Source organism: Formosa sp. Hel1_31_208 (assembly GCF_900104785.1).
Lineage (GTDB): Bacteria > Bacteroidota > Bacteroidia > Flavobacteriales > Flavobacteriaceae > Psychroserpens.
Genome location: NZ_LT629733.1, coordinates 186,936 through 213,264, shown reverse-complemented (window position 1 = coordinate 213,264; position 26,329 = coordinate 186,936). Strand labels below are relative to the sequence as shown.

Below are 26,329 nucleotides of genomic sequence, written 5' to 3'. Positions count from 1 at the left end.
ACTAAAATGTAATTCTTAACAAATACTTAGCATAATACGCCTATAGATTTGGTTAATTTTGTGTGAATTAACCATCCATGTTATGATTCAAATTAAAGATTTACATAAATCTTATCATATGGGAAGCAACTCGCTTCACGTTTTAAAGGGCATTAATTTTAATGTCAAAGAAGGCGAACTCGTATCCATAATGGGATCTTCAGGATCTGGCAAATCTACGTTACTGAATATCTTAGGGATGTTAGATGAGGCAGATGAAGGAAGTTATATTCTAGACGGCGTTCCAATTAAGAATCTAAATGAAAAGGTAGCTGCGCGATATAGAAATAAATTTTTGGGTTTTATTTTTCAATCCTTTAATTTAATTAATTATAAATCTGCATTAGATAATGTAGCCATGCCGCTCTATTATCAAGGACTAAAGCGTAAAGAACGTATAGAAAAAGCACAGCATTATCTTGAAAAAGTAGGTTTGGCAGAATGGTCTCATCACTTGCCAAGTGAATTATCTGGCGGACAAAAACAGCGTGTTGCCATTGCTAGAGCATTAGCAAGTGACCCAAAAGTATTATTAGCAGATGAGCCAACGGGTGCCCTGGATTCTGTAACCTCACATGAGGTAATGGATCTAATACAAGGTATAAATGATGAAGGTAAAACGATACTTATTGTAACGCATGAACCAGACATTGCACAGATGACAAAGCGCATTGTGAATCTTAAGGATGGTATTATTATCGATGATAGCCCTGTAAATCAGATTAGAGCAAAAACCTATGTTTAATATAGAGCGCTGGCAAGAAATATTTGAAACCTTAAAGAAAAATAAGTTAAGAACTATCTTGACGGGAGTTTCTGTGGCCTCTGGTATTTTTATATTAGTCGTTCTCCTCGGGTTTAGTTCGGGGATTCAAAATGGAGTGACAGAACAATTTTCGAGTGATGCTACCAATAGAATTAGTATTAGAACACGAAGCACTACTAAAGGTTATAAGGGTTTAAACCCAAATAGACGCATACAGCTTAAAAATGAAGATTTTTATACCATCTCGAACACTTATAATGACTATCTCGAATACAAATCGGCAGGTTATTCCATATGGGGCGGACTGGTAAACTACAAAAATGAATCAGGTAATTACAGCATTAGAGGTGTTTATCCGGATTTTCAATTTATAGAAAATGCCCAAATGACCGAAGGTCGTTTTGTTAATCAGGCAGATCTTGATGAATCAAGAAAAGTCATTGTTGTAGGTAATAAAGCGAAAATAGAATTATTCAAAGGTAAGAGTCCGATAGGTGAACTCATTTCTATATTTGGCATTAATTTCAAAGTTATTGGAGTATATACAGATCCCGGTGGTGAACGTGAAGAAGGGAATGTTTACATCCCTATTTCTTCTGCTCAAATTGCATTTAATGGCGGTGACCGCATTAGAGATATGACGTTTACTGTAGCCATGTCTGATGATTTAGATGATGCTTTGCAATTGTCGAACGCTTTAGTGGCAGGAATAGAAGGAGATATCAAACAAAAATATATTATTGCACCCGACGATAGGGCTGCAGTTCGAGTAGATAATACCTTGGAAGAAGCTAAGAAAATTTATTCTTTAATCGATGTTATAAAAGCTGTATTCTGGTTTGTTGGAATAGGTACAATAATAGCAGGAGTAGTAGGTGTGGGTAATATTATGATCATTATTGTCAAAGAACGTACTAAAGAGATAGGAATTAGAAAGGCCTTAGGTGCTGAACCATTTTCAATAATTGGAATGATTCTTCAAGAAGCCATATTTGTAACCATGTTCTCAGGTCTTTTTGGTTTAATAATAGGTTTAGGCTTGTTAGAAATCGTTGGGCCAACCATTGAAAATGATTATATCAAATACCCACAAGTAGATTTTAATACGGCATTAATAACGGTTTTCATATTAGTTGGAGCAGGCGCAGTCGCAGGTTTTATTCCTGCCTATCGCGCTGCTAAAATTAAACCTATAGTAGCACTTAGAGACGAATAACATGTTTAATAAAGATCGTTGGATTGAAATATTAGAGGCCTTGACAGCCAATAAATTTAGAACATTTCTAACAGCATTTGGTGTGTTTTGGGGGATAACTATTCTCGTATTATTACTTGCCTTGACTAATGGATTGAAAAATGGTGTTGAAGCTGGTTTTAGCGATTTTGCAACGAATTCGATGTTCACATGGGTACAACGCACGTCGATTCCTTACAAAGGTCTACCTAAAGGAAGAAGATTTAACTATAAACTGGAAGATGTTGATGCCATAAAAGCTGAATTTCCAGAACTTAAATATGTGTCTCCAAGGAATTCTCTTGGTGGTTATAGAGGTGGAAATAATGTGACCAGAGGGACCAAAATAGGCGCCTTTCAAATTTATGGTGATTATCCGGAATTCATTAATCAACTTCCAATGGATATCCTTCAAGGACGATTTGTTAGTTATTCGGATATCAATGCGAAACGAAAAACATGTGTTATTGGTGTTGATGTAGTGAGATCACTTTATGATAAAGAAGAGGATGTCATTGGGTCTTATATCAAAATTAATGGTGTCAACTTTATGGTTGTAGGAACTTTTAAAAATCCAAATAGCCAAGGAGATAAAGAGGAAGAAGCGAATACTATCTACATTCCGTTTACAACCTTTAGTCAAGCTTTTAACTATGGCGATCGTGTAAGTTGGATGGCCATTACAGCTCATGACAATTATAATATTACCAATATAAAAGACAGGGTTTTTAGTTTTTTAAAAACAAGACATACAGTACACCCTAATGATGAGCGCGCTTTTGGTCATAGAGATATATCAGAACAATTTGCGAAAGTAAATGGGTTATTCAGCATTCTAACTGTTGTAGGGTATTTTGTTGGGACACTTATTTTAATGTCCGGTATAATTGGAATAAGTAATATTATGCTTATTGTGGTGAAAGAGCGGACTAAAGAAATAGGTGTGCGACGAGCTTTAGGCGCAACACCATGGAGTATAAAAGCTCAAATCCTTCAAGAAAGTTTAATCTTAACCATCTTATCTGGAATGGTAGGTGTTGCTTTTGCAGGTGGTGTGATTTGGATAATGAATTATGTGTTAACCACGAGTGGTCCAATTGAAAATTTTGCAAATCCAAGTGTAGGTATGCCAGTAGTGTTTACTGCACTTACAATATTAGTTGTTTCTGGCGTATTGGCGGGTTTAATTCCTGCTAATAGTGCAACTAAAATGAAACCTGTAGACGCTTTAAGAATTGAATAATAATAAATAATACTAAAGACAAGTATCAAACGATGAAACGTACAACAACAGTTATTATACTAATAGTCATAGTGGCTTCTTTCACAACAGCATTAATTTATCTGTGGCAGAAAAACCAAGAAGACCCAATAACTTATACCACACAGATGGCTTCAAATCAAACAATAGTGGTAAAAACAATGGCTACTGGAAGTATTGTGCCTAAAGAAGAGATCTTAATAAAACCGAATATTTCTGGTGTAGTAGAAGAGGTTTTTATTGAAGCTGGTGAATTTGTGAAACAAGGCGACTTAATTGCTAAAATTAGAGTCATTCCTAATGTGTCAAATTTAACCAGTGCAAAAAATAATATTGCCTCAAATAGAACCTCTTTAGAAACGGCTGAAATCAATTTTAAAACCCAAAAAGCAATTTATGATCGTCAAAAAGAGTTGTTTGATAAAGGGGTAATTGCAGCCAATGAATTTGACCAAGTGAATAATACCTATTTACAGGCAAAGCAACAAGTAGAGCAATCGCGAATCAATGTTACACAGGCCCGTCAAAACTATGATATAATAAAAACAGGAACAACTTCTGGATTAGGGAATGTTGCACAAACTCAAGTGAGAGCAACGGTATCTGGTATGATTTTAGATGTGCCAGTTAAAGCAGGAAATCAGGTCATAGAGGCTAACAACTTTAACGAAGGAACCTCAATTGCGTCGCTGGCAGATGTGAAGAAAATGATTTTTGAAGGTAAGATTGACGAAAGTGAAGTTGGTAAAATCAAAGAAGGACTGCCTTTAGAAATTACAGTTGGAGCCATTGAAAATCAAAAGTTTGATGCGATATTAGATTATATCGCTCCAAAAGGTATTGCCGAAAATGGAGCAATACAATTTGAGATTAAAGGTTCGCTCAAAACAATTGAGTCCACATTTATTAGAGCAGGATTAAGTGCAAATGCATCTATTATTCTTGAAAAAGCTGAAAACGTTATGGCTATTAAAGAAGCATTAGTACAATACGATAAAGTGACTAAAAAACCATTTGTCGAGATTGAAGTTGGTGATCAACAATTTGAGAGAAAAGATATAGAGCTCGGCATTAGTGATGGGATTTTTGTGGAGGTCAAAAAAGGCATCACAAAAGACGATAAAATTAAGGTTTGGAATCAAATACAAGGCATTCCAAAATATGCTCGATAATAATTTTAACATTTATTGTAACACTTTAACATTTACAGAGACATATAGGTAATTATGAAAAAACTAGTCAGCATAGTTATTGTTTTAATAACAATGAGCTTACAAGCTCAAAATAAAAAATGGACACTCATCGAATGTGTTGAGTACGCCTTAGAGAATAACATCTCAGTCAAACAAAGTGAATTGGATGTTAAATCTGCAGAAATAGATAAATTGACTGCGACAGGTAATTTTTTGCCAAGTATAAGCGCCAGTAGTAGTGTTAACGAAAATACGGGACTTAGTTTTAACCCAGTAACCAATAACGCCCAAACCACAACGTTTTTGTCGGCATCAGGCAGAATTAATGTTGGATATACACTATTTGATGGATTAAGAAATATTAGAACCATGCAACGGGCTGAAATTTCTAAACTAGCAAGTCAATATCGTTTGGATAAAATGAAAGATGATATTTCACTTTTTGTGGCAAATGGATATCTCCAGATTATTTTAAATAAAGCCAATTTGGAAGTACTTAAATCCCAAAATGAGGTAACCAAAGAACAGATTAATCGAACTGAACAATTAGTTGAAGCAGGTTCTTTGCCTCGTGGTGATTTATTGGAGATTCAAGCAACTGATGCAAGTGAAAAACAAAATATTGTAAATGCTGAAAATGCTGTGCAGATCTCTTTAATCAGTTTGGCTCAATTGTTATTAATTAAAGACTATGAGAATTTTGATATTGAAGATGAAGGCTATGATGTTGTAGACTTAGGAATCTCTAATAAAACTGCTACGGAAATTATTCAAGCGGCAAGAGAGAGTCGTTCAGAAATCAAAATAGCTGAGCAAAATGTTGAATTGGCAGAAAAAGATTTACAAATAGCAAAAGGGAGTTATTATCCTACCCTATCGGCATTTTTTGGTTATGATACCCGATTTACTGATGCGACTTCTTTTAGACAATCTATAGATCCAGATAACCCATTCTCAACACAACAAATAGGTACTGTTGAAGATACTGGTCAGGCGGTAGTTGCAGACTTTCCGAATACCATTACGACTGAAACCACTGCAGATCCATTTATAGATCAGTTATCTCAAAATGATGGTATTGGATATGGACTTCAATTAAGTATCCCCATTTTTAACGGTTTTGCCACCCGAGCAAACGTCAAAAGGACTAAAGTAAATTTAGAACGTTCACGATTTCAGTTAGAGCAAGCAGAGTTAGATTTGGAGTCTACCGTTTATCAAGCTTATGTAGATGCTAAAGGGTCTTTGAAATCTTATGAAGCAGCACAATTGGCTTTACAATCTCAACAATTAGCTTATGATTATGCTAAAGAACGCTATGATGTTGGCTTAACAAATGCATTTGATTTTAGTCAATCTAAGCTAAGATATGATAATGCAAGAATAGAAGTAAATCGTTCAAAATACGATTATATATTTAAGTTGAAGGTTCTCGAATTATATTTCGGAATTCCTGCAACTGAATTAAAGTTTTAAAACCATGACTAAAAGAACAAAAATTATTATTGGAGTTGTAGTTCTATTAATGCTTGCTTTAGTAGTAGGATCAAAAATGGGGCTCTTTGGTAAAAAAGGAAACTTTAAACAAGTAAATGTGGAGAAAGTGGCCTTAGTAGATATTGTTGAGACCGTATCTGCTACGGGGAAAATTTACCCTGAAGTTGAAGTTTCAATATCTAGTGAAGTTTCTGGTGAGATATTAGATCTTCCATTCAAGGAAGGACAACAAGTTAAAAAAGGAGATTTGTTAGTACGAGTAAATCCTGATTTAATTCAATCAGCACTCAATAGATCTCAAGCCACTTATCAAAATATTAGAGCAGGATTAGATCAAGCCGAGGCATCCTTAAAAGAAGCTAAAGCAAATTACGATAGAAGTAAAACTCTTTTTGAAAGAGGTGTCATATCCAAAGCAGATTGGGATCGAGCGATTGCTGCCTATGAAACAGCGGAAGCAGCTAAAAACTCAGCCTTTTACAGTGTTAAAAGTGCCGCTGCAACAGTTAACGAAGCTCAAGACAACCTGAGTCGTACTACGATTTATGCACCAATGGATGGGACTATATCGTTACTTAATGTAGAATTAGGAGAACGTGTTGTAGGAACGCAACAAATGGCAGGAACTGAGATTTTAAGAGTAGCAAATCTCAATAATATGGAGGTTGAGGTTGATGTTAATGAAAATGATATAGTTAAAGTCCAAATTGGAGATTCTACTATTGTTGAAGTTGATGCCTATTTGAAAAAAGAATTCAAGGGCGTGGTTACTGAAATAGCAAATTCTGCTGCTGGTAGCCTAACCGCCGATCAGGTGACCAATTTTAGAGTAAAAGTTAGAATTTTAGAGGAATCGTATCAAGACCTGATAGAAGGAAAACCTGATAGTTATTCACCATTTAGACCTGGTATGACTGCTACAGTAGATGTTATAACAGATAAAAGAAATAAGACAGTGGCTGTTCCAATTAGCTCTATTGTAATCAAAACAGATACGTCTTCAGTTAAAAAAACATGGAAGAAGTCAGCCTCAGAACAGATTAAGCCAGAAAACGAAGAGAAGTTTGAATGTGTGTTTGTTAATGATAATGGAGTGGCTAAATTAAAAGTGGTTAAAACAGGTATTCAGGATGATACTAATATTGAAATTATTTCAGGATTAGAAGAAGGTGAAGAGATTATTACGGGGCCTTATAACCTTGTGTCAAAAACATTGAAATCTGGTGATAAAATCGAAAAGATAGGTGATAAACCTAACGAAAAAGAAGCACCAACAGAAGAATAAATATGTTTAAATAACCATCAATGTCTTATATATTAAGCATAGAAACATCAACTACAAATTGTTCAGTCTCTCTATCTAAGGATGGGGAGACTTTGGTTTTAAAGGAAGACAAGAACCTTAATTATTCTCACGCAGAATCGTTGCACCTATTTATAGATGAGGTTCTTAAGTCTGCAACTATTCAAAAAAGCGAAATTGATGCTATAGCTGTGAGTAAAGGACCAGGTTCTTATACTGGTTTAAGAATAGGCGTTTCTGCAGCTAAAGGTTTGTGTTATGCTCTTGAAATACCCTTGATTTCTATTTCTACATTAGAGGCTTTGGCACATCAGGTTGAATTTGACGACGGATTAGTTGTATCCATGCTTGATGCAAGACGTCTTGAGGTGTTTTCTGCTATTTATGACTGTTCCTATAGTTTAGTTAGACCTATAGAGGCGCAAATACTCGATAAGTTTTCATTTGAGAATTATTTAAATAAGGGGAAAGTATATTTCGTAGGCAACGGTGTCGAGAAAACAAAAACCTTAATTCAGCATCCTGATGCAATATTTGTTAATGACAAATTGCCTTCGGCAAATGAGATGAGTTCTTTGGCTTATGCGAAATATAAAAAAAGCGACATCGAAGATGTCGCCTATTTTGAGCCATTTTATCTAAAAGATTTCATTGCAATAAAACCTAAATCTTAGCCTTGTTTTTGAATTTCGACTTGATGTGGAAATGGTATTTCTATTCCTGCAGCATCTAGTGCCTCTTTAGTTTGCTCTGTTACTTCAAAATACACCTCCCAATAATGTTCGGTATTACACCAGGGTCTAACAGCAAAATTGATAGAACTATCTGCTAATTCCATAACATTTACAGTTGGGGCAGGGTCTTTTAGTATTTTTGAATGGGCGGTTAATACGTTCATTAAAACTTCTTTGGTTTTTTTTATGTCAGAATCATAACCAACACCAAACACGAGATCTACACGTCTTGTGCCTTCAGTGGAATAATTGATAATATTGCCGTTGGAAAGTGCTGCATTAGGAATTATAATCTCTCTGTTAGAAAGCCCTATAAGTTTAGTTGTAAAAATTTCAATTTCTTTTACAACACCTATTTCTCCCTGTGCTTCTACTAGATCACCAATTCTAATTGGTTTAAATACCATAATTAAAACACCTCCGGCAAAATTAGCGAGCGAACCTTGTAGTGCTAAACCTATGGCAAGACCAGCAGCAGCGAGGATAGCTGCAAATGAAGTAGTTTCTACGCCAACAGTTCCAAGTACGACTACTATTAAAACAATCTTTAAAGCCCAATTTAAAAGGTTGAAAAGAAACTTTTTAAGACTTTCGTCATAGTCCCTTTTTTCCATTGCTTTTCGCAGTGCTTTTAATAAGGTTTTAATAACCCAAGAACCAATAATCCATATAATTATCGCACCTATCACTTTTGGCCCGAAGTCTATAATGAGATCATAGCTTTTATCTACCCATTTTTGTAAATCCATTGTCTAGTTTTATTATTAAAGTGTAATATTAAAAAAAACCGAACGATTTAAAAAAAATGTTCAGTTTTTATTCATTCTTAATCTATCTAAAGCGTATTCATAAAGTTGACTAGTTTTATTAAATCCTGCTGATTTGATGTCTTAATTTTATTTGTTTTAATGAAATTCAAAATTTCTTTGGATTTGCCTGGAACTAAATTGGCTAATTCTTTTTTCTTCCTAGGGAGCTCCATTGCATAACCATTGTTTACAGAGATAAAGTATGTATCATTAACATTTCGAAATTCTGCCGGCTTATCTTTATCGTAACCAGTTACAGCAGGCTTAGCTTCAATATATTTCTTCGCTTTTTTGATATATAATTTAGAGGTATTATTTTCAGGGGTTAAAAACAAAAAATAACCGCGGTTCAATCCAGTTTTCTCATCTGTATAATTAATAGCTCCAAAAGTTTCATTCCCATTAATCATAGTAATTGTCAATTTATCTACGTCTTTGTTTAATGACTGAATATTATCTTCATCTATTTTTACTTCAAACTCATCATTAAAAGCATTGTACCTTACATTGTATATCATGTTGTTACCAATAGATATTTTTGCAGGAGAGAAGTCTTCAACTAAATAAGGGCTGCCTTTTGCTTTCATATCTCGAGCATCAAAGGTTGTTACAAAAGAGACTCCTGCTTCCATTAATGCTTGATTTGAACCAGTATTTTGGGCACTTGATGTGCTCATGAATAAAGAAAATGTCAGTGAAAATAATAAGGTGTAAATTGATGTTTTCATAATATCTGTTTTTTATTGGGCATCAAATATTATGCCTGAAATAAATAAGACTTTAATTATTTTGAATAAGCCTCTTTTCAGAGGCTTTAATTTAAATTATTTTACTTCGAAAGTTAATTTAACATTTACTCGAAATTCAGTGACGTCGTCGCCATTGACGATAGCGCTTTGATCTTGAACATAAACAGATCGAATATTTTTTACACTTTTCGAGGCTTGTTTAACTGCTTTACGAGTTGCATCTTCCCAGCTTTTTTCAGAGTTGGATAAAACTTCAATAACTTTTAATACTGCCATCTTTCTTTTTTTTATGGGTTAAACTCATTTTAATGAATACCTATAAAAATAATGATTATTAACCATTTACAGCTTCAACGGTGTCAACTTTATCTTTCAACATTTCCTTGAGCATATTTTCAATACCATTTTTAAGTGTGAAGGTAGATGAAGGACAGCCACTACAGGCACCTTGAAGAATAACTTTTACCTTTTTAGACTCGGGATCGTAAGACTGAAATTCAATGTTTCCTCCATCACTAGCGACTGCTGGCTTAATGTATTCTTCAAGAATATTAATAATCTCTTTTGAAATGTCATCATGTTGTTCGAATTTATTATTCAAATAGGCTTCTGTTTTTTCAACGGGCTGTGGTGCATTCGCACTAATAATTTCCTTTCCATTTTCTACAAAAACTCTGATAAATTCACGGAGTTCCATTGTGATATCATTCCATTCGGCCACATCAAATTTTGTAATGGACACAAAATTTTCATCTATAAAAACACTCTTAACAAACGGAAAATGAAATAATTCTGCGGCCAATGGTGCGTATTTAGTGTCGTCAATCGAAGTGAACTCATGTGAACTTGTTACTAATTTTTTATTGGCAACGAATTTCAAAACTGATGGATTTGGGGTGCTCTCGGCATAAACCGTTACAGGAGTTTTCTTTTTTACTTCGGAAGTATTAACAATGGTTTCGCCTGAATTAATATAGGTTTCGATTTGTTCCGAAACTTCATTCTGAACATCAACCCATTCGATGATGTTAAAGCGCTCAATAGCTATGAAGTTACTTGAGATGTATACCTTTTTTACAAACGGTAAATAAAACAATTGTTGCGCTAAAGGTGATGATTTAGCCTCGTCAATATTATTAAACTCAAAGCTTTGATGTTGTGTTAGAAACTTATCAGCTTCAAACTTTATGATTGCTGGGTTACTGGTTTCTTTTATAGAGATTGAATACTTATCCATGTCATTAATTTTTGCAAAAATACGCAACTAATAATTCAAAAAATATCTTTTTAAGAATATCCTAACGATTAAAAAAGGCTCGCGTCTTTAAAATAATATTCTTTTTCAAGAGTTATTTTAGTGAAAACAGTATAAATCAATTACTGTTAAACTGTCATTTTTAAAGTGATTTTGAATATGTAATTACTTAATTTTTACTAAATTTCGATTTTATTGTGAAAACCTACCTGTTTCTGTTGTGAATCTGCTATAATCAATTCTATTGCAATTCTTGCGTCGATATGGAGGTCTTGTCTTATGAATGGCTGGATTTTTGTAAGTTTCATGATGAATTCGAACATTTATTAGATGGTTATGAAGAAACTCTACATTCTCTTTATATTGTTGACTTACAATGCGTTTTCGCAAGACTTGAATATGCAATCTGGAAGTTTTAATAGATGTGCACCTGATGTGTTTTACGATTCAGGAGGTGCAGGAGGAGCATATGGAAGTAATGAAAACTTTGTAACGACTATTTGCTCTTTAAATGCAGGAGAATTTATTATACTTGAATTTACAGAATTTAACACCCAGTTAAGTGCTGACGTCATGACCTTATATGATGGTACAGATACTGCTGCGCCTGTTATAGGTACTTATTCTGGTGTCGCTGGACCTGGAACAGTTATACCATCTGCAGGAAATACAAGTGGATGTATTACAATTGAGTTTGTATCGGACGGTATGGGAACAACTACAGGTTGGGCAGCAAATATTATTTGTGCTGTTCCATGTCAAACAATAACACCTTCCATTGACAGTACCGTGCCAGATGTGAATGCAGCTGGTGTCGTACTAATTAATGCAGGTGGTCAAGTAGATTTTAATGCAAGTGCTACGTTTTCTTCTGATGGCACAGGTGCAACTTATGATTGGAATTTTGGTGATACAAATACTGGCACTGGAACTTCAGTGTCAAATATATATGCAAATCCCGGAACGTATACAGTAACACTAACTGTGACTGATGACAATCCGGTAGGATGCTCAGAATCAACAACAATCACCGTATTTGTTTTAGGACCTAATGTGGTTATTGATCAAACGACCTTCACCGTTGAAGAACTTATACAAGACGTTTTGATAGATAGTCCTTGTGCCCAAGTAAGTAATATTACCTTTTCTACCGGTACTAATTTTGGTGATGACAATGGGATAGGATATTTTATTAGCAATGGAAGTGATTTCCCATTTACAGATGGTATAATAATGACATCAGGAAATGCCAGTGAAGCAAGAGGGCCCAATAATATTGGGATGAGCGCTGGAGGATTTGGCTGGCCTGGAGATGCTGAATTGGATGCTGCTGTTGGAATAAATTCTAATAACGCAAGTATAATCGAATTTGATTTTGTCCCCTTAGCCGATAGTATCAGCTTTGAATTTTTAATGGCTTCTGAAGAATATGATATGGGTAGTTTTGAGTGTAATTTCTCTGATGCCTTTGCTTTTCTATTGACCGATTCGGCAGGAAACACAACTAACTTAGCAGTATTACCCGGTACAACAACACCAATTTTAGTAACAAATATCCATTTGGATAATGGAGCTTGTCCAGGGATTAACGAACAATATTTTGGAGGGTATACACCAAATAATGGGCCTCCTATTGCCTTTGATGGTAGAACAGCTGTATTTACGGCTCAGTCACCAGTGATACCCGGAGATAATTATTCTATTAAGCTCGTAGTTGCAGATGCGTCTGATACTGCTCTTGATTCTGGTGTTTTTCTGCAGGCTGGGAGTTTTAATTTGGGTGGAGATCTGGGAGACGATATTACAATTGTGGCCGGAAACGCTGAGTGCGGAGGAGAAATTGTGACTCTAGATACTCAAGCACCAACTGCAACACATGTTTGGTATAAAGATGGAATTGAAATACCTGGTGAGACCTCTTCTACATTAGATGTTTCTGAGGCAGGTATTTATTCGGTTGATGTTATTTTCTCAGGAGCTTGTCAGGCGTCAGATTCTGTAATCGTTGAATATAAACCTGTTCCAGTAGCAAACATACCTCCTAATTTAACAATCTGCAGCACAACAGGCACAGGTGAATTTATATTAACTGATAATGATTCTGAAATACTGGGAGCTCAAGATCCAACGGAATTTATCATTAGTTATCATTTAATTGAACAAGATGCTATAGATAACATAAATCCGTTAGCGAGTCCATATACTAATATTTCTAATCCACAGACTATTTGGGCTCGTATTGGTGAATTAAGTCAAGAGTGTTTTGCAATCACTTCTTTTGATTTAGAGTTTGTAAACTTAAATATTAATGCAGCCTTAACGCCTCAACAAGTTTGTGATGACAATAATGATGGCTTCGCTTCATTCAATCTAGCAGATACTAATGTTGAAGTTATTGCTGCTCTTGATCCAGCAACCGTGACCGTGTCTTATCATTTATCATTTGTAGATGCCGATACTGATGTAAATCCATTACCAATTCCATATACGAATTCTGTAATGAGCGCGCAGACGATTTGGGTAAGAGTAGAAGCAAATGGCACTACAGATTGTTATAACATAACGACCTTGGATTTATTTGTAAATCCACTACCTGTTCCAATTACTCCAACTCCATTGGAAGTTTGTGATGATGACAATGATGGTTTTTCAACATTTAATTTGATATTAAAAGATGCTGAAATTTTAGGCGGACAAACTGGAATGACGGTTACATATCATGAGACAGTTGCCGAAGCAGAGACAGGAGTAAACCCTCAAGCAAGTCCGTACAGTAATCTCTCCGCGAATAGTCAAATCATAATAGCAAGATTAGAAGATGATACCACAGGTTGTGCTGACACGGTTGAATTATTGTTAGTTGTGAATCCCCTACCTGCTGTTAGTGCGATTTCGAACTATGAATTATGTGATTATAATGCTCCCGGAGATGAAATAGAAGTTTTTGATTTGTCAACTAAAGATATGGAGGCTATTAATGGTCAAACAGGCGTTACTGTATCTTATCACGCAACTCAAACCGATGCAGAGACAGGGGCTAGTCCGTTACCAAATTTATACAGTAATACGAGTACTCCTCAAACTATTTTTGTCAATATTACGAATACTACAAGCAATTGTAATAGTGTTGGTAGTTTCGATTTAATAGTGAATCCACTTCCTGCATTGGTTGCTCCAACGCCTTTAGCGGTTTGTGATGATGGTACTCCAGATGGTATTACGATTATAGATTTAACGCTAAAGAATGTAGAGGTTACGGGTAACAATCCTAACTACTCTGTAAGTTATCATATTGATCAGTTTGATGCTGATAATAATTTAAATCCATTAGCGATCCCTTACACGAATTTATTCAACGGTCAGATTGTATTTGTGCGTGTTCAGGATATCAACACGGGCTGTTATGATACGACAACATTAGAGTTGGTAGTAGAGCAGGCACCTATAGCCAATACGCCAACTCCATTATTATATTGTGATCCAGACAGTGATGGATTTGGAGTTTTTGATTTAACGAGTAAAGATATTGAGATAACAGGAGGCGACCCAGCTCTTACGGTAAGTTACCATGAGACGATGGCAGATGCGAATAATAATGTGAACGCACTTACGAGTCCGTATAATAATATTGTAGAGAACCAACAGACGGTTTATGTGCGTGTGGAGAGTTCAACGATAGCTACTGCCTGTGCTACTATAGTAGAGTTGCAGTTAATTGTTAGTCCTACCCCACAATTGGGATCAGCACCAACAGCCTTAGAGGTTTGTGATGATTTATCAGCAGATGGTTTTGCACAGTTTGATTTGACCAGTAAGATTCCAGAGATTTTACAAAACTTAGCAGACCCTACCTTGTATACGGTAACGTTTTATGAGACAGAGATGAATGCAGATATGTCTAATAATCCGATTGCAACTCCAGCGAATTATACCAATACCACAGCGTTTAATCAGATTCTATGGGTTAGAGTAGAGGATATTGATCCAGCTACGGGATGTTATAAACTGACGACCTTAGAGCTTATCGTTAATGCATTACCAGTACTGTTACAGCCAGCACCACTAGAGTTATGTGATGATAATAATCCAGGAGATGAGGTAGAATTCTTTATGTTAGAGGATGCCACTGATGAGATATTAAACGGACAGACAGGGATTAGTTTAACCTATTTTGCGACACAGGCAGATGCAGATAATAATACCAATGCAATAACAAGTCCATATGAGAATACGAGTAACCCACAAACAATATTTGTACGCGCTACAAATGATGTTACAGGTTGTTTTGTAAGCACCACAGCTACGATACTTTTAAGGGTTAATCCAATTCCATCACCGACAGTTCCGACAGATTTAGAGGAGTGTGATGAGGATAATGATGGATTTACAGAATTTAACTTAGAGGATAGGACCTTGGAGATTATAGGAGGAGAGCTTGATATAGCCATTACCTACCATGAGACACAGCAAGATGCAGAGACAGGAGATAATGCACTAGCGAGTCCATACACGAATATCGTTATGGATGAGCAGATGATTTATATTAGAGCGACCAATACAGTTACGGGTTGTTATAATGCTTCGGAAGTTTTAATAATCCGAGTACTAGAATCACCAGAAGTTCCAGTAACGATAGTAGACTATGTGATTTGTGATACAAATTCAGATGGGATTACTCAATTTGATTTGACTACCAAGGATGCAGAGATATTAGGAGGACAGACAGATGTAACACTTACTTATCATGTTACAGCGGCCGATGCTCTTACAGGAAACAATGCAATAGCCAATGTTGGGAATTATACCAATACGAGTAATCCTCAGACGATTTATGTACGTTTGGTGAGTAATATTAACGGTTGTGTAGATGTAGGTCAGTTTGACTTACGGGTAGAGCTACCACCAGTAGCGGTACAGCCAACACCCTTAGAGCTATGTGATGATGAGATAGATGATGAGATTACAGTCTTTGACTTAACAGTAAAAGATGTAGAGATTACAGGAGGCGAAGCAAGTTGGAGTGTAAGTTATTATGAGACTGATGTAGATGCACAGGCTCAGACCAATGCAGTAGATGCAGGTGCTTATACCAATACTTCAGTAAATGGATTGCCAGCCAACCCTCAAACCTTATATGTAGTAGTTACCGATACCGATACTGGTTGTGTAGACTTCACTACCTTAACGATTCGCGTATTACCAAACCCAACACCAACAGAGGTATTACCAGAATTAGTATTATGTGATGATATCAATCCAGGCGATATGGAAGAGGTATTTGATCTGACCACTAATGAAGTATTATTACTTAATGGAGAGGTAGGAGTAACACCAAGCTATCATGAGACATTAGAGGATGCAGAAGAAGGGATCAATGCGATAGCAGATCCAACGATGTATACCAACACCAGTACGCCACAGTTGATTTATGTACGTGTGACAAATGATATCACAGGATGTTATACCATAGTTAACTTTACATTGTTGGTTAATCCATTACCAGATGTTGTTGCGGTGACCGACTTTATTGCATGTGAGCTTAATAACGATGGTTTTTATGATTTTGATTTAACGTTAAAAGATGCAGAGGTATTAAACGGTCAGGATGCTACCTTGTTTACGGTGACTTATCACGAGACACAGGCCGATGCTGATGCGCTAATCAATGCGCTAGTGAGTCCATATACGAACCTTACCAATCCACAACAGATTTTTGTAGCAATTACAAATAACGATACGGGCTGTTCTATAAGTACACCGAGTTTCAATATAGAAGTTCAAGAGGCAGCTGAGGCTAATAGTGATATGGAGCCAATTGTATTTGAGATTTGTGATGATGAGATGGATGATGATAATGATCCAACGAATAACAGTGCGCAGTTTGATTTAACACTTCAAAATGATGCAATATTAGACGGTCAAGATCCAGCGAACTATATAGTGAGCTATTATGCAAGTGAGGCCGATGCAGAGCTGGGTGTGAACCCCTTACCATTTTTATATGAGAATGTGGTTAACCCACAAGTGATCTGGGCTCGAGTTGATAATGACACACTAGATGTCGCAGGTATGGACACATCAATCTGTTATGCTGTAGCCCCACTAACACTTCAGGTGAATCCATTACCAGTATTTGATTTGGAAGACAGCTATATTTTATGTGTTGACACAAATGGGAGCGAGGTATTAAATCTTCCAGTATTAGAAACCGGACTTGATACAGGGCAATACACATTTGTATGGTTCTTTAATGGTACAGAGATTGCAGGTGCAACAGACTCTAGTTATATGCCAAGTGAGGGCGGAACCTACAGTGTTACTGTTACAGATGTTACAAGTTCTCCAAACACAATGTGTGAGAGCAGTGATATTACTGAGGTTATAGAGAGCTCACCGCCAACAGTAATGGCATTAGTTGTAAGTCTTGATTTTGCAGATGTTCATGTTATCGAAGTTACTGTTGAGGGGTCTGGAGACTATGAGTATAGTTTAGATGGTGGACCATGGCAGGATGATAATATATTTACAGATGTATCAATAGGAGATCATACCGTAACGGTGAGAGATAAGATTGGTTGTGGAGAGGCCAGTGATGACGTGACGGTTATGGATTATCCAAAATTCTTTACACCAAATGGAGATGGATATAATGATACGTGGAACATAACAGATATAGATAACCAACCTAATGCAAAAATTTATATATTTGACAGATACGGAAAGTTAATCAAACAACTCAGTCCTTCGGGAATAGGTTGGAATGGGACCTATAATGGTAATCCAATGCCAACGAGTGATTACTGGTTTGTAGTTGAGTATAATGAACGTTCAACAGGTGAACGTAAAGAATTTAAAGCCCATTTTACCTTGAAAAGATAAAACATATGAATTTAAAAAAGTATTGTTTAATAACGAGTTTAGCTCTGTTTTCATTAGTCGGAACAGCTCAAGAAGGATTGCCGATTTATTCAGATTATTTAACAGATAATTATTATCTCATTCACCCATCTATGGCTGGTGTTGCAAACTGTGCTAAAGTTAGATTAACTGCACGTGCACAGTGGTTTGGTCAAGATGAAGCTCCAAACTTACAAACATTAAGTATAAATAGTAGACTAGGAGATTCACCATCTGCCATTGGAGCCATTGTATATAATGATAAAAATGGATACCACTCACAAACAGGCGCTTACTTAACATATGCGCATCACTTGATGTTTTCACGAAATGAAATCGATTTAAATATGCTATCATTTGGTTTAAGTGCTGGTTTTATACAGTATAAACTGGATGAAACAGAATTTTTAGCTGATGGTTTTGACCCTATTATTGCTGGAGTAGAACAGAGTGCGACAAATTTCAATGTAGATTTTGGATTTTCGTATCATTTAATTGATTTCTATGCACATGCAACGGTAAAGAACGTCCTTAACAACGATGGTATTAATTTTAATGAGCAAGGATTGAGTTATAGTAATTTAAGAACTTATATTTTTTCTGCTGGAAATACCTTTAGCAAATATAATAGCGATTGGAGTTATGAGCCATCAATCATGTTGATGTATAGAGATGCTACAGAAGAGGCTTCTATTGATGTTAATTTTAAGGCCTATAAGAAAATGGACTTTGGGAAACTATGGGGTGGAATATCTTATAGGAGAAGTCTAGATGGTGCTGAGTTTTTAGATGGTTCAGGAGTTAGCAGCCAGAAGTTACAGTATATCACACCATTTTTGGGTGTGGACTATAATAATTTTGTTTTCGCATACACATACTCGTACCAAGCAAATTCTGTTGTCTTTAACAACGGTGGATTTCATCAAATTACGTTAGGATATAACTTTAATTGTAGACGAGAAAAGTACGAGTGTAATTGTCCGGCTATTAACTAGAAAACAATGTTTTCAATATATTATTAAAAGTCTCGATTTATATCGAGACTTTTTGCATTAGTGATGGAGGTATTGTTGGAGCTCTTCAATTTTATTTATTGAAAGCGACTACCAAGAGCACGACCCTCTTTAAAACAAAGTGAAAGAGGGTAATGCCCAAATTACCATGTATATTTTTTTTCTTTAGCTTGAGTTTTTATGGCTTTTATCATGGCGTTTTCTAAGCCGTTATCATTTTCTTTTTGTTGTGATGCAATGTACAATCTCCGTTTTTCATTTAATTGTTTGATCTCCTTTTGAACTTGCTCACGTTCTAATCCTTTTTTAGTAATGTATCTTTTTAATTCAGCAACACTTTTTTCTTGAAGATCTTTTGGAAGATCATCTTTCTTTAAAGCTTCATACTTGAAGCCTTTTTCATTCGCGGCATCTACAAGATCCCAAGTTGAGTTTTTATATAAGTGTGAACTTTTACTCACGGTTCTACTCACCGCATTTGCTTCGCTGTAATCCATAGCATTTGTGTCTTGTTCAGTTTGAAGTGCTATTTTTTGTCGTCCAACACTTCCATAAGCTACATAGGTCTTATTTAGTTTATGATTTAGTTGAAGAATTCTATCGTCGTAAGGCGTCGCAACATGCGTTGTTGCTTGGTTGTGATTAATCGCCATATAATCGCCATTTGTGCGCTCTGCACCATCTTTCCAGTACGTCGTAATACCTTGATTATAATCTCCACAAAAAATGGTGTTGACACTTACACCTTTTTTATAAGATTGTTTAGTGGCATCCTGATAGTTGATTTTACCTTGAGTAAAAGGTTCGTTTCCAGCAATGAACATAAGTTTTAAATCATCTTCATTTTTACCCCAATTTAATTGATTGAGAGCTGTTTGAATGACATGGCCGCAGTATTCATTACCGCCATTAGTAGTAAGTGAAAAAAGTTGTTTTGAGATCTCATCTAAATCTCTACTAAAGGCGAGAACTTGACGGATATAGCCTTCTTCACTATTAAGATTATCATTACCATATTCGTATAAAGCGATTTGTAAATTGGGTTTTTCATCACCGCATTTGGCGTATGATAATTCATTAACGATATCCCATAGTTGCGCTTTAGCCTGATCAATAAGTCCATCCATACTATTACTAGTGTCTAAAAGTAAGGCGACTTTAATAAATTGGTTGTGAAGATGGTGAGTTGTTGGTTCTATAAAAGCGACTTGTGCTTGTTCTTTTTTTTCGTTGGCATTGCATGATAATATATTAATCATACAAAGTGAGATAGCGATTGTTCTAAATATTGTTTTCATTTGAAATTATTTTTTGATTAACGAGGTAAACTTATAGGCATCTTTTTTAGTAAAAAAGTAATACTGAGTGAAGTGCCCTATTGGATGAGGGAGTATCAAGAACAAATGAGTGAGTGCATCTATTTATGGTTTAATATGACACTTTGAATACTTTAACCATTTTATTTAATCGATTAAAGTATGTAAGTTTATTCCGTTCAAATCATTTTCATGCATCATATACTTAAATACTTACTCGTTGTACTTCTGTTGTTACCAGCAGGAATCAGCAGCGCACAACAAGGGCAAAGAGACTCTAAGGGTACAACACGTTCGAATTTGCCATACCTTACCATTAGAGGATCGGTAAGAGAGGGTGGGACTTACGCGCCAATATCAAAAGTGAATATTGAAGTCAATGGAGGTGCCTATACAATCACCAATCCGGATGGGAGTTTTACCATTAAAGCTAGAAAAGGTGATGAACTCATTATACGACATAAGGATTTTGAAACCATCTACTATATTATTGAGAGTGAAGAGCGTATTACCGTAGAAGTTGAACCAGCCGTTTCAAATCAGGTAACAAATGCGAAATTTAAAAATGATATCAAAGCATTTAATATCTTGATTGATTCTGTAACTAAGTATAAAAAATTAAACGTTGAAAAGAGCATTGAATTTGTTGGAGAAGCTCTAGGTCAAAGCACATCACTTAAACAGAATGCCGAAGCATATTTAGTTTTAGCCGAAGTTTATATGTATTGGAAACAACATGATTTGGCTGTCACTAACTATCGTATGAGTCTTCAGAACACGGTAGCTAATGAGGCAAAGCTTGGCCTTGCAAAAGCCTATGAATTGAATAAAAATTATCAGGAAAGTCTTGATACGTATAATGGGATTAGTAAAAAGGAATTAAGTAATTACCAATTAGTGACCTTATATGAAGGATTGGGTGATGCCTATTTTAGTATTAAAAATTATGAAGCTTCGGTAGAGGCCTATAAAAAAGGACTAAATGTAGCAAATCAACATTTGATTAAACCTAAAGTGGTTGATCTTAACTCTAAGATAGCACAAGCTTATAATTTTAGTGGAGACGTTGATAAAGCCGAACAGTTCTTTGATAATTCATTGAATCTAGCTGAACGAGCGACCAAAAAACGAGCGCTCGAAGAGAAGGTTACTGTTGCTGATTTTCAGAATACGAACCGTAATTATTCGGAAGAAATTCAATTGCGCAAACAAATTGTTGAAGATGTTAAAGATGTAGAAAAAGATTCTATTATTGAAAATGAGAGTCCGTTAACCCTTCAAAAACAAAACTATAAAATAGGTACCGCTTATTTTTTACAAAAAGACTATGCTAATGCCATTCCTTATTTAGAAAAAAGTAGAGAAGAAGCAGATGCTAAAGGAGATTTGGTAGTCAAGAAAGATGCAACACGCAAATTATCTGATGTTTTAGCAGATGCTGGTGATTACGATGGAGCCAAAGAAACTTTTGAAGCATACAAACAAGTGGTAGATGAATTATATATTAAACGTGAACAGGAATTGTCTCAGGCGAATCGATTCAGGCGAAATATTATTGAGCAGCAAAATCGAATTACCAGTTTAGAAAGTGATCGAGAATTAACCACAAGTCTAGCCAGTGAGCGCAATAAAAATCAGCAGTTAATCATTTACTCATTGGTGATTGGGCTCATTTTATTATTGATTGCTGGATTATTCATGTTTAAGTATATCAAACAACAACGTCTTGCAAACAATTTACTTGCACTCAAGTCATTACGAAGTCAGATGAATCCTCATTTCATTTTTAATGCCTTAAACTCTGTGAATAGTTTTATTGCAAGCAATGACGAGCGAACCGCAAACAAATACCTTTCTGATTTTTCATTTCTCATGCGGGCAGTTTTAGAAAATAGCGAAGAGGATTTTATTCCCTTAGAAAAGGAAATTGAATTATTAGATTTATATACCAAATTAGAGCATTTCAGATTTCAAGATAAGTTTGATTATGATTTAACTGTTGAACAAGATGTTGCCGTAACTGAATACCAAATTCCACCAATGCTTTTACAACCTTATATTGAAAATGCAGTATGGCATGGCTTACGCTATAAAACGAAAAAAGGGCATTTGCAAATTACTATAGCAAAGAAAAGTCATAATGAGATTAGTATTACAGTTGCTGATGATGGTATAGGAAGAGAGCGCTCAAAAGACTTGAAAACGGCTAATCAGCAGAAACAGAATTCAAAAGGTATGGGTAATATTAAAAAACGTGTTGCCATACTTAATGATATGTACAAAGACAAAGTGGATGTATTTATAGATGATTTTCAAGACGCTGAAGATGCAGGAACTAAAGTCGTTGTAACATTAAAAAAAGATTAAATGAAACTAAAAGCAATTATCGTCGAAGACGAAGAAACGAGTAGAAATATTCTCAGAAATTACCTAAATAAGTATTGTCCTAATGTAGAGATTTTAGGAGAAGCTTCTAATGTGAACGAAGCTTTAGTATTAATTCGTAATACCGAATTAGACCTTGTCTTTTTGGATGTTGAAATGCCTTATGGAAATGCCTTTGATCTCTTAGATAAAGTGGGTGATGTCGATTTTGAAACGGTATTTGTGACTGCATATAATCATTATGCAATTGATGCTTTAAATGCACACGCATCCTATTATTTGATGAAACCAATATCAATTGACGAATTGATTAAGGCGGTAGATTATGTCACTGAAATCAAAACCAAAGAAGATGCATTACAAGATCAGGTATTGGTTCCAAAAACGAATACTGTAAATGGTAAAATCACTATTCCTCAACAAGACGGATTTGAAGTATTAGAAACAGCGGATATCATGTACTGTAAAGCTGATGATAATTACACTGAAATTTATCTGAATACGAATAAAAAGAAAGTTGTAAGCAAGACTCTTAAATATTTTGAGGATGCCCTGTCTGATAGTGGGTTCGCAAGAGTTCATAAGAGTTATTTGGTTAATGTCAATGAGGTGACAAAATACGTTAAAGGTAAAGGTGGAAGTGTTATATTGAGTAGTGGCAAACAAATCATGGTGTCTGCTTCTAAAAAATCAGATTTATTATCCTATTTCAAATAATAATCTGATATTTAGTATGTCTAAATTAAATAAGTTATGCCAATTATAAAACCAGTAAGAGGTACTCATCCACAAATTCCTAATGATTGTTACATCGCGGAAAATGCTACCATTGTAGGAGAAGTAACTATGGGAAACCATTGTAGCGTATGGTTTAACGCAGTGATTAGAGGTGATGTCCATTTTATTAAAATGGGAGATAAAGTTAACGTTCAAGATGGAGCGGTGATACATGCTACCTTTGAAAAATCGCCAACAACCATAGGTAACAATGTTTCCATTGGTCACAATGCTATTGTTCATGGATGTACTTTACACGATAATGTATTAATTGGAATGGGTAGTATTGTGATGGATGATTGCGTAATAGAGAGTAACTCAATTATAGCCGCTGGAGCAGTTGTTACGAAAAACACCATTGTAGAGTCTGGCAGTATCTATGCAGGCGTTCCAGCAAAAAAAGTAAAGACAATAAGTCGCGAGTTAATTTCTGGTGAAATTGATCGTATAGCCAATAATTATGTCAAGTATTCTAGTTGGTTTAAGGAATGACAGTTTGATACATAGACAACTTTGTAACCTTTAGAAATCTAGATATTCCACATCAAATTCTTCATTTAAAATTGATCTTAAAATATTCACATTTCCATTGGAGTAGAAGATGTTTTTTGGAATATTTGTTCTGTTATTCAGGAGTTCATGCTGCTCTAAAATTGCTTTTGTTTGTTTAGCTACAGCGATACCTGAATCGATGATTTTAATATGTTTTGGTAGTATTTCTAAGAGCATCGGTATCAAATAAGGATAATGAGTACAACCTAAGACAAGATAATCGATATCGGCCTCTATCATTGGTTTCATATATGTCTCTAATAACGTTTTCATTTCATCGCTATTCGTTTGACCAGCCTCTATCAATTGAACTATCCCTTCGCCTACCTGCTCAATGACTTTTATGCCATTAGAAAATAGATCTGAAGTATTATGAAAAAGTGCACTACTTAGAGTTCCTTTAGTTGCCAAGATGCCAATAACATTTGTTTTGGTTCTGAGTGCAGCAGGTTTAATAGCAGGTTCAATACCAATAAATGGGACATTATAAGTTGTTCTTAGGTATTTAATGGCGTTAGTTGTTGCTGTGTTGCAGGCTACGACAATAAGCTTACAATTCTTTTCAAGAAGCAGTTCGGTGTTCTTGATACTTAATTTAATAATCTCTGCCTCACTTTTACTGCCATAAGGTGCATTTTTACTATCGGCAAGATATATGGTGTTCTCGTGTGGCATATATCCATGTAGTTCTCGAAAGATCGAAGTGCCTCCAATACCAGAATCAAATATGCCAATAGCTTGTGTACTCATTTCTAACAAAAATAAAAAAGCCACTTATTAAAGTGGCTTTTTTAATTATTTATTTAAGTATTATTTTAATTAGAATCCTAATTCTTTTTTTACATCAGTTAAAATGTCTGTTCCAGCAGCAACAAGTACACCTCCGCCTTCAGTAGAATCTAGTACATAATTGAAGCCTTTTGCCGTGGCAACTTTTTGGATAGCTGCTTTCGCTTTTTCAAAAATTGGCTTTAATAAAGCAGATTCTTTCTTAGCTAAGTCCTCTTGTGCTTGTGCTTGATATTGACGAATACCTTGTTCGATACCTTGAACTTCCTGAGCACGTTTTGTGTTTTCTTCTTCAGTTTTAGTATCTACTTCGGCTCTGTACTGCTTCACCTTATTTTGAAGCTCAGTTACCATTTCTTTATATTGTGCATCGTAAGTTTGTGATAGTTTTTCGATTTCTGCTTTCGCAGCTTGCATCTCCGGCATTGCCTGAACTAACTCTGTGGTATTTATATGTGCTACTTTACTTTGTGCTGTTGCGAGGCTTGTTGTACCAACAAATAGTATAGCTGCGAATAATAGGGTTTTTAAGTGTTTCATTTTAAAATTTGTTACGTGTTATAATTATTGTTTTTAGTTATCATCAGGAACGGAGTCTGTTTCTTTTTTCTGGGACTCGCGTTCTTCTTTTGCTTTTTTTCTTGCTTCTAATATTTTTTTCTTACGCTCGTCAAGCTCTTTCTTTCTTGCCTCACGATCTTTAATCTTTTGTTGTCTCTTTTCTTCAGCTATTTGCTTTGGCGTTTTTGTGGCTGTGTTAGTTGTTTTCGCTTGCGTTGCTGTAGAATCTGTTTTTTTCATATTTTTCTCTACAGCAGGTGTTGTTTTTCTTGCATTAGTACTATCACGTTTTTCTTTAGCTTTTGCTCTATCGTCTAATATTTTTTGGCGTCTCTCTGCAGCAGCAGCCTTAAGTGAATCTCTTCGTTTTAATTGTGCCGATTGACGTTCAGCGATTTGCGCATCTCGAGCTGCTTTTTTATCTTCAATTGCCTTTTGGCGCTCGTCAAGTTCTTTATTTACTATAGGAACGACATCTTCTTTCTCTGCTTGCTTACGTTCTGCTCTTGATTTCGCTTGTGTACGTTTTGATGAACGTGAAATACTTCTAATTACCAACTCACTAATATCAAATCGCTCTGCGGAATATAACATTACAACATCGGCAGACTTATCAAAGATGAAGTCATATTTTTTGCCATCAGCAATTTCCTGTACTGCAGCAAAAATTTGATCCTGTATTGGCTGAATCAATTGTTGCTTTTGAATCATCAAATCACCGTTAGGTCCAAAACGTTTTTGTTGGTAGTCTAAGATTTCAGCTTCTTCAAATGAAATGTCTTCCATACGCTCCTCGTATAACTCTTTAGTAAGCAATACGCTTTCGCTGTTCAACTGTTTCTTTTTAGAATCTATTACTGAAAGACGTTTTTCAATTTCAGTTTTCCACTGCTGAACTTTTTGATCTAACTGTGTATTGGCTTCTTGGTATTCTGGTATATTTTGTAATATATATTCAGTATCAATGTAGCCTATTCTAACACCACGTTGTGCATTGGAAACAAAGCTCATTAGACTTAATATGGTCACTAAAAAAAGAACTTTACTTTTCATCTGTATAATTTTATTATTTATGATATGGTCTATAAACTTTAAAATGACAGACTAAATTACGATTCTGTCAAAGTGTTTGGTTTTTCAAATTAACGAAATAAATTCTGAAAAATTTTAACACATACATTAAATCGTCATTTTACTAA

Annotated in this window: 20 protein-coding genes; 12 read left to right on the top strand and 8 right to left on the bottom strand. The window is 35.3% G+C overall.

Going from position 1 to position 26,329, the window contains the following annotated elements; all coding sequences use genetic code 11:
* Nucleotides 1–82: 82 nt before the first annotated feature.
* From BLT57_RS00930 to tsaB, 7 genes are read left to right on the top strand one after another with little or no spacing between them, the layout of a single operon-like run.
* The gene (locus BLT57_RS00930) at nt 83–784 is read left to right on the top strand and encodes an ABC transporter ATP-binding protein (protein WP_091421008.1); all 702 of its coding nucleotides are present in this window, start codon (nt 83–85) and stop codon (nt 782–784) included.
* Nucleotides 777–2,021: an ABC transporter permease gene (locus tag BLT57_RS00925; RefSeq protein ID WP_091421004.1), complete on the top strand. Its 1,245-nt coding sequence runs from the start codon at nt 777–779 to the stop codon at nt 2,019–2,021. The genes BLT57_RS00930 and BLT57_RS00925 overlap by 8 nt, the downstream gene beginning before the upstream one ends.
* Nucleotide 2,022: 1 nt before the next feature.
* On the top strand, nt 2,023–3,282 hold the full coding sequence (locus BLT57_RS00920; protein WP_091421001.1) for an ABC transporter permease: 1,260 nt from the start codon (nt 2,023–2,025) through the stop codon (nt 3,280–3,282).
* Between the two features lie 32 nt (nt 3,283–3,314).
* Nucleotides 3,315–4,472 carry an efflux RND transporter periplasmic adaptor subunit gene (locus tag BLT57_RS00915; protein WP_091420998.1) on the top strand — a complete coding sequence of 386 codons (1,158 nt, stop codon included), beginning with the start codon at nt 3,315–3,317 and terminating at the stop codon, nt 4,470–4,472.
* 54 nt (nt 4,473–4,526) lie between these two features.
* On the top strand, nt 4,527–5,969 hold the full coding sequence (locus BLT57_RS00910) for a TolC family protein (protein ID WP_091420995.1): 1,443 nt from the start codon (nt 4,527–4,529) through the stop codon (nt 5,967–5,969).
* Nucleotides 5,970–5,973: 4 nt separating this feature from the next.
* A complete protein-coding gene (locus BLT57_RS00905; RefSeq protein WP_091420991.1) occupies nt 5,974–7,275 on the top strand; it encodes an efflux RND transporter periplasmic adaptor subunit in 1,302 nt (433 codons plus the stop codon).
* 20 nt (nt 7,276–7,295) lie between these two features.
* A complete protein-coding gene (gene tsaB / locus BLT57_RS00900; protein ID WP_091420989.1) occupies nt 7,296–7,967 on the top strand; it encodes a tRNA (adenosine(37)-N6)-threonylcarbamoyltransferase complex dimerization subunit type 1 TsaB in 672 nt (223 codons plus the stop codon).
* Here the strand turns inward: tsaB and BLT57_RS00895 are convergent.
* The 4 genes from BLT57_RS00895 to BLT57_RS00880 all read right to left on the bottom strand — a co-directional run bounded on the left by BLT57_RS00895 (nt 7,964) and on the right by BLT57_RS00880 (nt 10,822).
* Nucleotides 7,964–8,776 (bottom strand): mechanosensitive ion channel family protein, encoded by an 813-nt coding sequence (locus tag BLT57_RS00895; RefSeq protein ID WP_091420986.1) that lies wholly within the window; start codon nt 8,774–8,776, stop codon nt 7,964–7,966. The two genes, tsaB and BLT57_RS00895, sit on opposite strands and share 4 nt — an antisense overlap.
* Before the next feature lie 86 nt (nt 8,777–8,862).
* Nucleotides 8,863–9,564, bottom strand: a complete 702-nt coding sequence (locus BLT57_RS00890; protein ID WP_091420983.1) for a hypothetical protein — start codon at nt 9,562–9,564, stop codon at nt 8,863–8,865.
* Nucleotides 9,565–9,660: 96 nt separating this feature from the next.
* A complete protein-coding gene (locus BLT57_RS00885; protein WP_091420979.1) occupies nt 9,661–9,861 on the bottom strand; it encodes a dodecin family protein in 201 nt (66 codons plus the stop codon).
* Nucleotides 9,862–9,919: 58 nt separating this feature from the next.
* Nucleotides 9,920–10,822: a NifU family protein gene (locus BLT57_RS00880; protein WP_091420976.1), complete on the bottom strand. Its 903-nt coding sequence runs from the start codon at nt 10,820–10,822 to the stop codon at nt 9,920–9,922.
* A 354-nt stretch (nt 10,823–11,176) separates the two neighbouring features.
* Between BLT57_RS00880 and BLT57_RS00875 the strand changes: the two genes are divergently transcribed.
* A complete protein-coding gene (locus BLT57_RS00875) occupies nt 11,177–17,719 on the top strand; it encodes a choice-of-anchor L domain-containing protein (RefSeq protein ID WP_091426588.1) in 6,543 nt (2,180 codons plus the stop codon).
* Between the two features lie 5 nt (nt 17,720–17,724).
* On the top strand, nt 17,725–18,732 hold the full coding sequence (locus tag BLT57_RS00870; RefSeq protein ID WP_091420973.1) for a type IX secretion system membrane protein PorP/SprF: 1,008 nt from the start codon (nt 17,725–17,727) through the stop codon (nt 18,730–18,732).
* Between the two features lie 161 nt (nt 18,733–18,893).
* Here the strand turns inward: BLT57_RS00870 and BLT57_RS00865 are convergent, their stop codons facing one another.
* A complete protein-coding gene (locus BLT57_RS00865; protein WP_091420970.1) occupies nt 18,894–20,048 on the bottom strand; it encodes a VWA domain-containing protein in 1,155 nt (384 codons plus the stop codon).
* Between the two features lie 210 nt (nt 20,049–20,258).
* Between BLT57_RS00865 and BLT57_RS00860 the strand changes: the two genes are divergently transcribed.
* From BLT57_RS00860 to BLT57_RS00850, 3 genes are read left to right on the top strand one after another with little or no spacing between them, the layout of a single operon-like run.
* Nucleotides 20,259–22,433 carry a histidine kinase gene (locus tag BLT57_RS00860; protein WP_091420969.1) on the top strand — a complete coding sequence of 725 codons (2,175 nt, stop codon included), beginning with the start codon at nt 20,259–20,261 and terminating at the stop codon, nt 22,431–22,433.
* On the top strand, nt 22,434–23,168 hold the full coding sequence (locus BLT57_RS00855) for a LytTR family DNA-binding domain-containing protein (RefSeq protein WP_091420966.1): 735 nt from the start codon (nt 22,434–22,436) through the stop codon (nt 23,166–23,168). It begins immediately after the preceding gene.
* A 36-nt stretch (nt 23,169–23,204) separates the two neighbouring features.
* Entirely contained in the window at nt 23,205–23,720 is a 516-nt protein-coding gene (locus BLT57_RS00850) for a gamma carbonic anhydrase family protein (protein WP_091420964.1), read from the top strand.
* Nucleotides 23,721–23,750: 30 nt separating this feature from the next.
* Here BLT57_RS00850 and murI read toward each other — a convergent pair whose 3' ends face one another.
* The 3 genes from murI to BLT57_RS00835 all read right to left on the bottom strand — a co-directional run bounded on the left by murI (nt 23,751) and on the right by BLT57_RS00835 (nt 26,183).
* Nucleotides 23,751–24,530, bottom strand: a complete 780-nt coding sequence (gene murI / locus BLT57_RS00845) for a glutamate racemase (RefSeq protein ID WP_091420961.1) — start codon at nt 24,528–24,530, stop codon at nt 23,751–23,753.
* A gap of 69 nt (nt 24,531–24,599) precedes the next feature.
* Nucleotides 24,600–25,109: an OmpH family outer membrane protein gene (locus BLT57_RS00840; RefSeq protein ID WP_091420959.1), complete on the bottom strand. Its 510-nt coding sequence runs from the start codon at nt 25,107–25,109 to the stop codon at nt 24,600–24,602.
* 33 nt (nt 25,110–25,142) lie between these two features.
* A complete protein-coding gene (locus tag BLT57_RS00835) occupies nt 25,143–26,183 on the bottom strand; it encodes an OmpH family outer membrane protein (RefSeq protein ID WP_091420956.1) in 1,041 nt (346 codons plus the stop codon).
* Nucleotides 26,184–26,329 lie beyond the last annotated feature (146 nt).

Coding starts and splice junctions, on each gene's coding strand:
- BLT57_RS00930 (WP_091421008.1), top strand. CDS start 83: ATGATTCAAATTAAAGATTTACATAAATCTTATCATATGGGAAGCAAC.
- BLT57_RS00925 (WP_091421004.1), top strand. CDS start 777: ATGTTTAATATAGAGCGCTGGCAAGAAATATTTGAAACCTTAAAGAAA.
- BLT57_RS00920 (WP_091421001.1), top strand. CDS start 2,023: ATGTTTAATAAAGATCGTTGGATTGAAATATTAGAGGCCTTGACAGCC.
- BLT57_RS00915 (WP_091420998.1), top strand. CDS start 3,315: ATGAAACGTACAACAACAGTTATTATACTAATAGTCATAGTGGCTTCT.
- BLT57_RS00910 (WP_091420995.1), top strand. CDS start 4,527: ATGAAAAAACTAGTCAGCATAGTTATTGTTTTAATAACAATGAGCTTA.
- BLT57_RS00905 (WP_091420991.1), top strand. CDS start 5,974: ATGACTAAAAGAACAAAAATTATTATTGGAGTTGTAGTTCTATTAATG.
- tsaB (WP_091420989.1), top strand. CDS start 7,296: ATGTCTTATATATTAAGCATAGAAACATCAACTACAAATTGTTCAGTC.
- BLT57_RS00895 (WP_091420986.1), bottom strand. CDS start 8,776: ATGGATTTACAAAAATGGGTAGATAAAAGCTATGATCTCATTATAGAC.
- BLT57_RS00890 (WP_091420983.1), bottom strand. CDS start 9,564: ATGAAAACATCAATTTACACCTTATTATTTTCACTGACATTTTCTTTA.
- BLT57_RS00885 (WP_091420979.1), bottom strand. CDS start 9,861: ATGGCAGTATTAAAAGTTATTGAAGTTTTATCCAACTCTGAAAAAAGC.
- BLT57_RS00880 (WP_091420976.1), bottom strand. CDS start 10,822: ATGGATAAGTATTCAATCTCTATAAAAGAAACCAGTAACCCAGCAATC.
- BLT57_RS00875 (WP_091426588.1), top strand. CDS start 11,177: ATGAAGAAACTCTACATTCTCTTTATATTGTTGACTTACAATGCGTTT.
- BLT57_RS00870 (WP_091420973.1), top strand. CDS start 17,725: ATGAATTTAAAAAAGTATTGTTTAATAACGAGTTTAGCTCTGTTTTCA.
- BLT57_RS00865 (WP_091420970.1), bottom strand. CDS start 20,048: ATGAAAACAATATTTAGAACAATCGCTATCTCACTTTGTATGATTAAT.
- BLT57_RS00860 (WP_091420969.1), top strand. CDS start 20,259: ATGCATCATATACTTAAATACTTACTCGTTGTACTTCTGTTGTTACCA.
- BLT57_RS00855 (WP_091420966.1), top strand. CDS start 22,434: ATGAAACTAAAAGCAATTATCGTCGAAGACGAAGAAACGAGTAGAAAT.
- BLT57_RS00850 (WP_091420964.1), top strand. CDS start 23,205: ATGCCAATTATAAAACCAGTAAGAGGTACTCATCCACAAATTCCTAAT.
- murI (WP_091420961.1), bottom strand. CDS start 24,530: ATGAGTACACAAGCTATTGGCATATTTGATTCTGGTATTGGAGGCACT.
- BLT57_RS00840 (WP_091420959.1), bottom strand. CDS start 25,109: ATGAAACACTTAAAAACCCTATTATTCGCAGCTATACTATTTGTTGGT.
- BLT57_RS00835 (WP_091420956.1), bottom strand. CDS start 26,183: ATGAAAAGTAAAGTTCTTTTTTTAGTGACCATATTAAGTCTAATGAGC.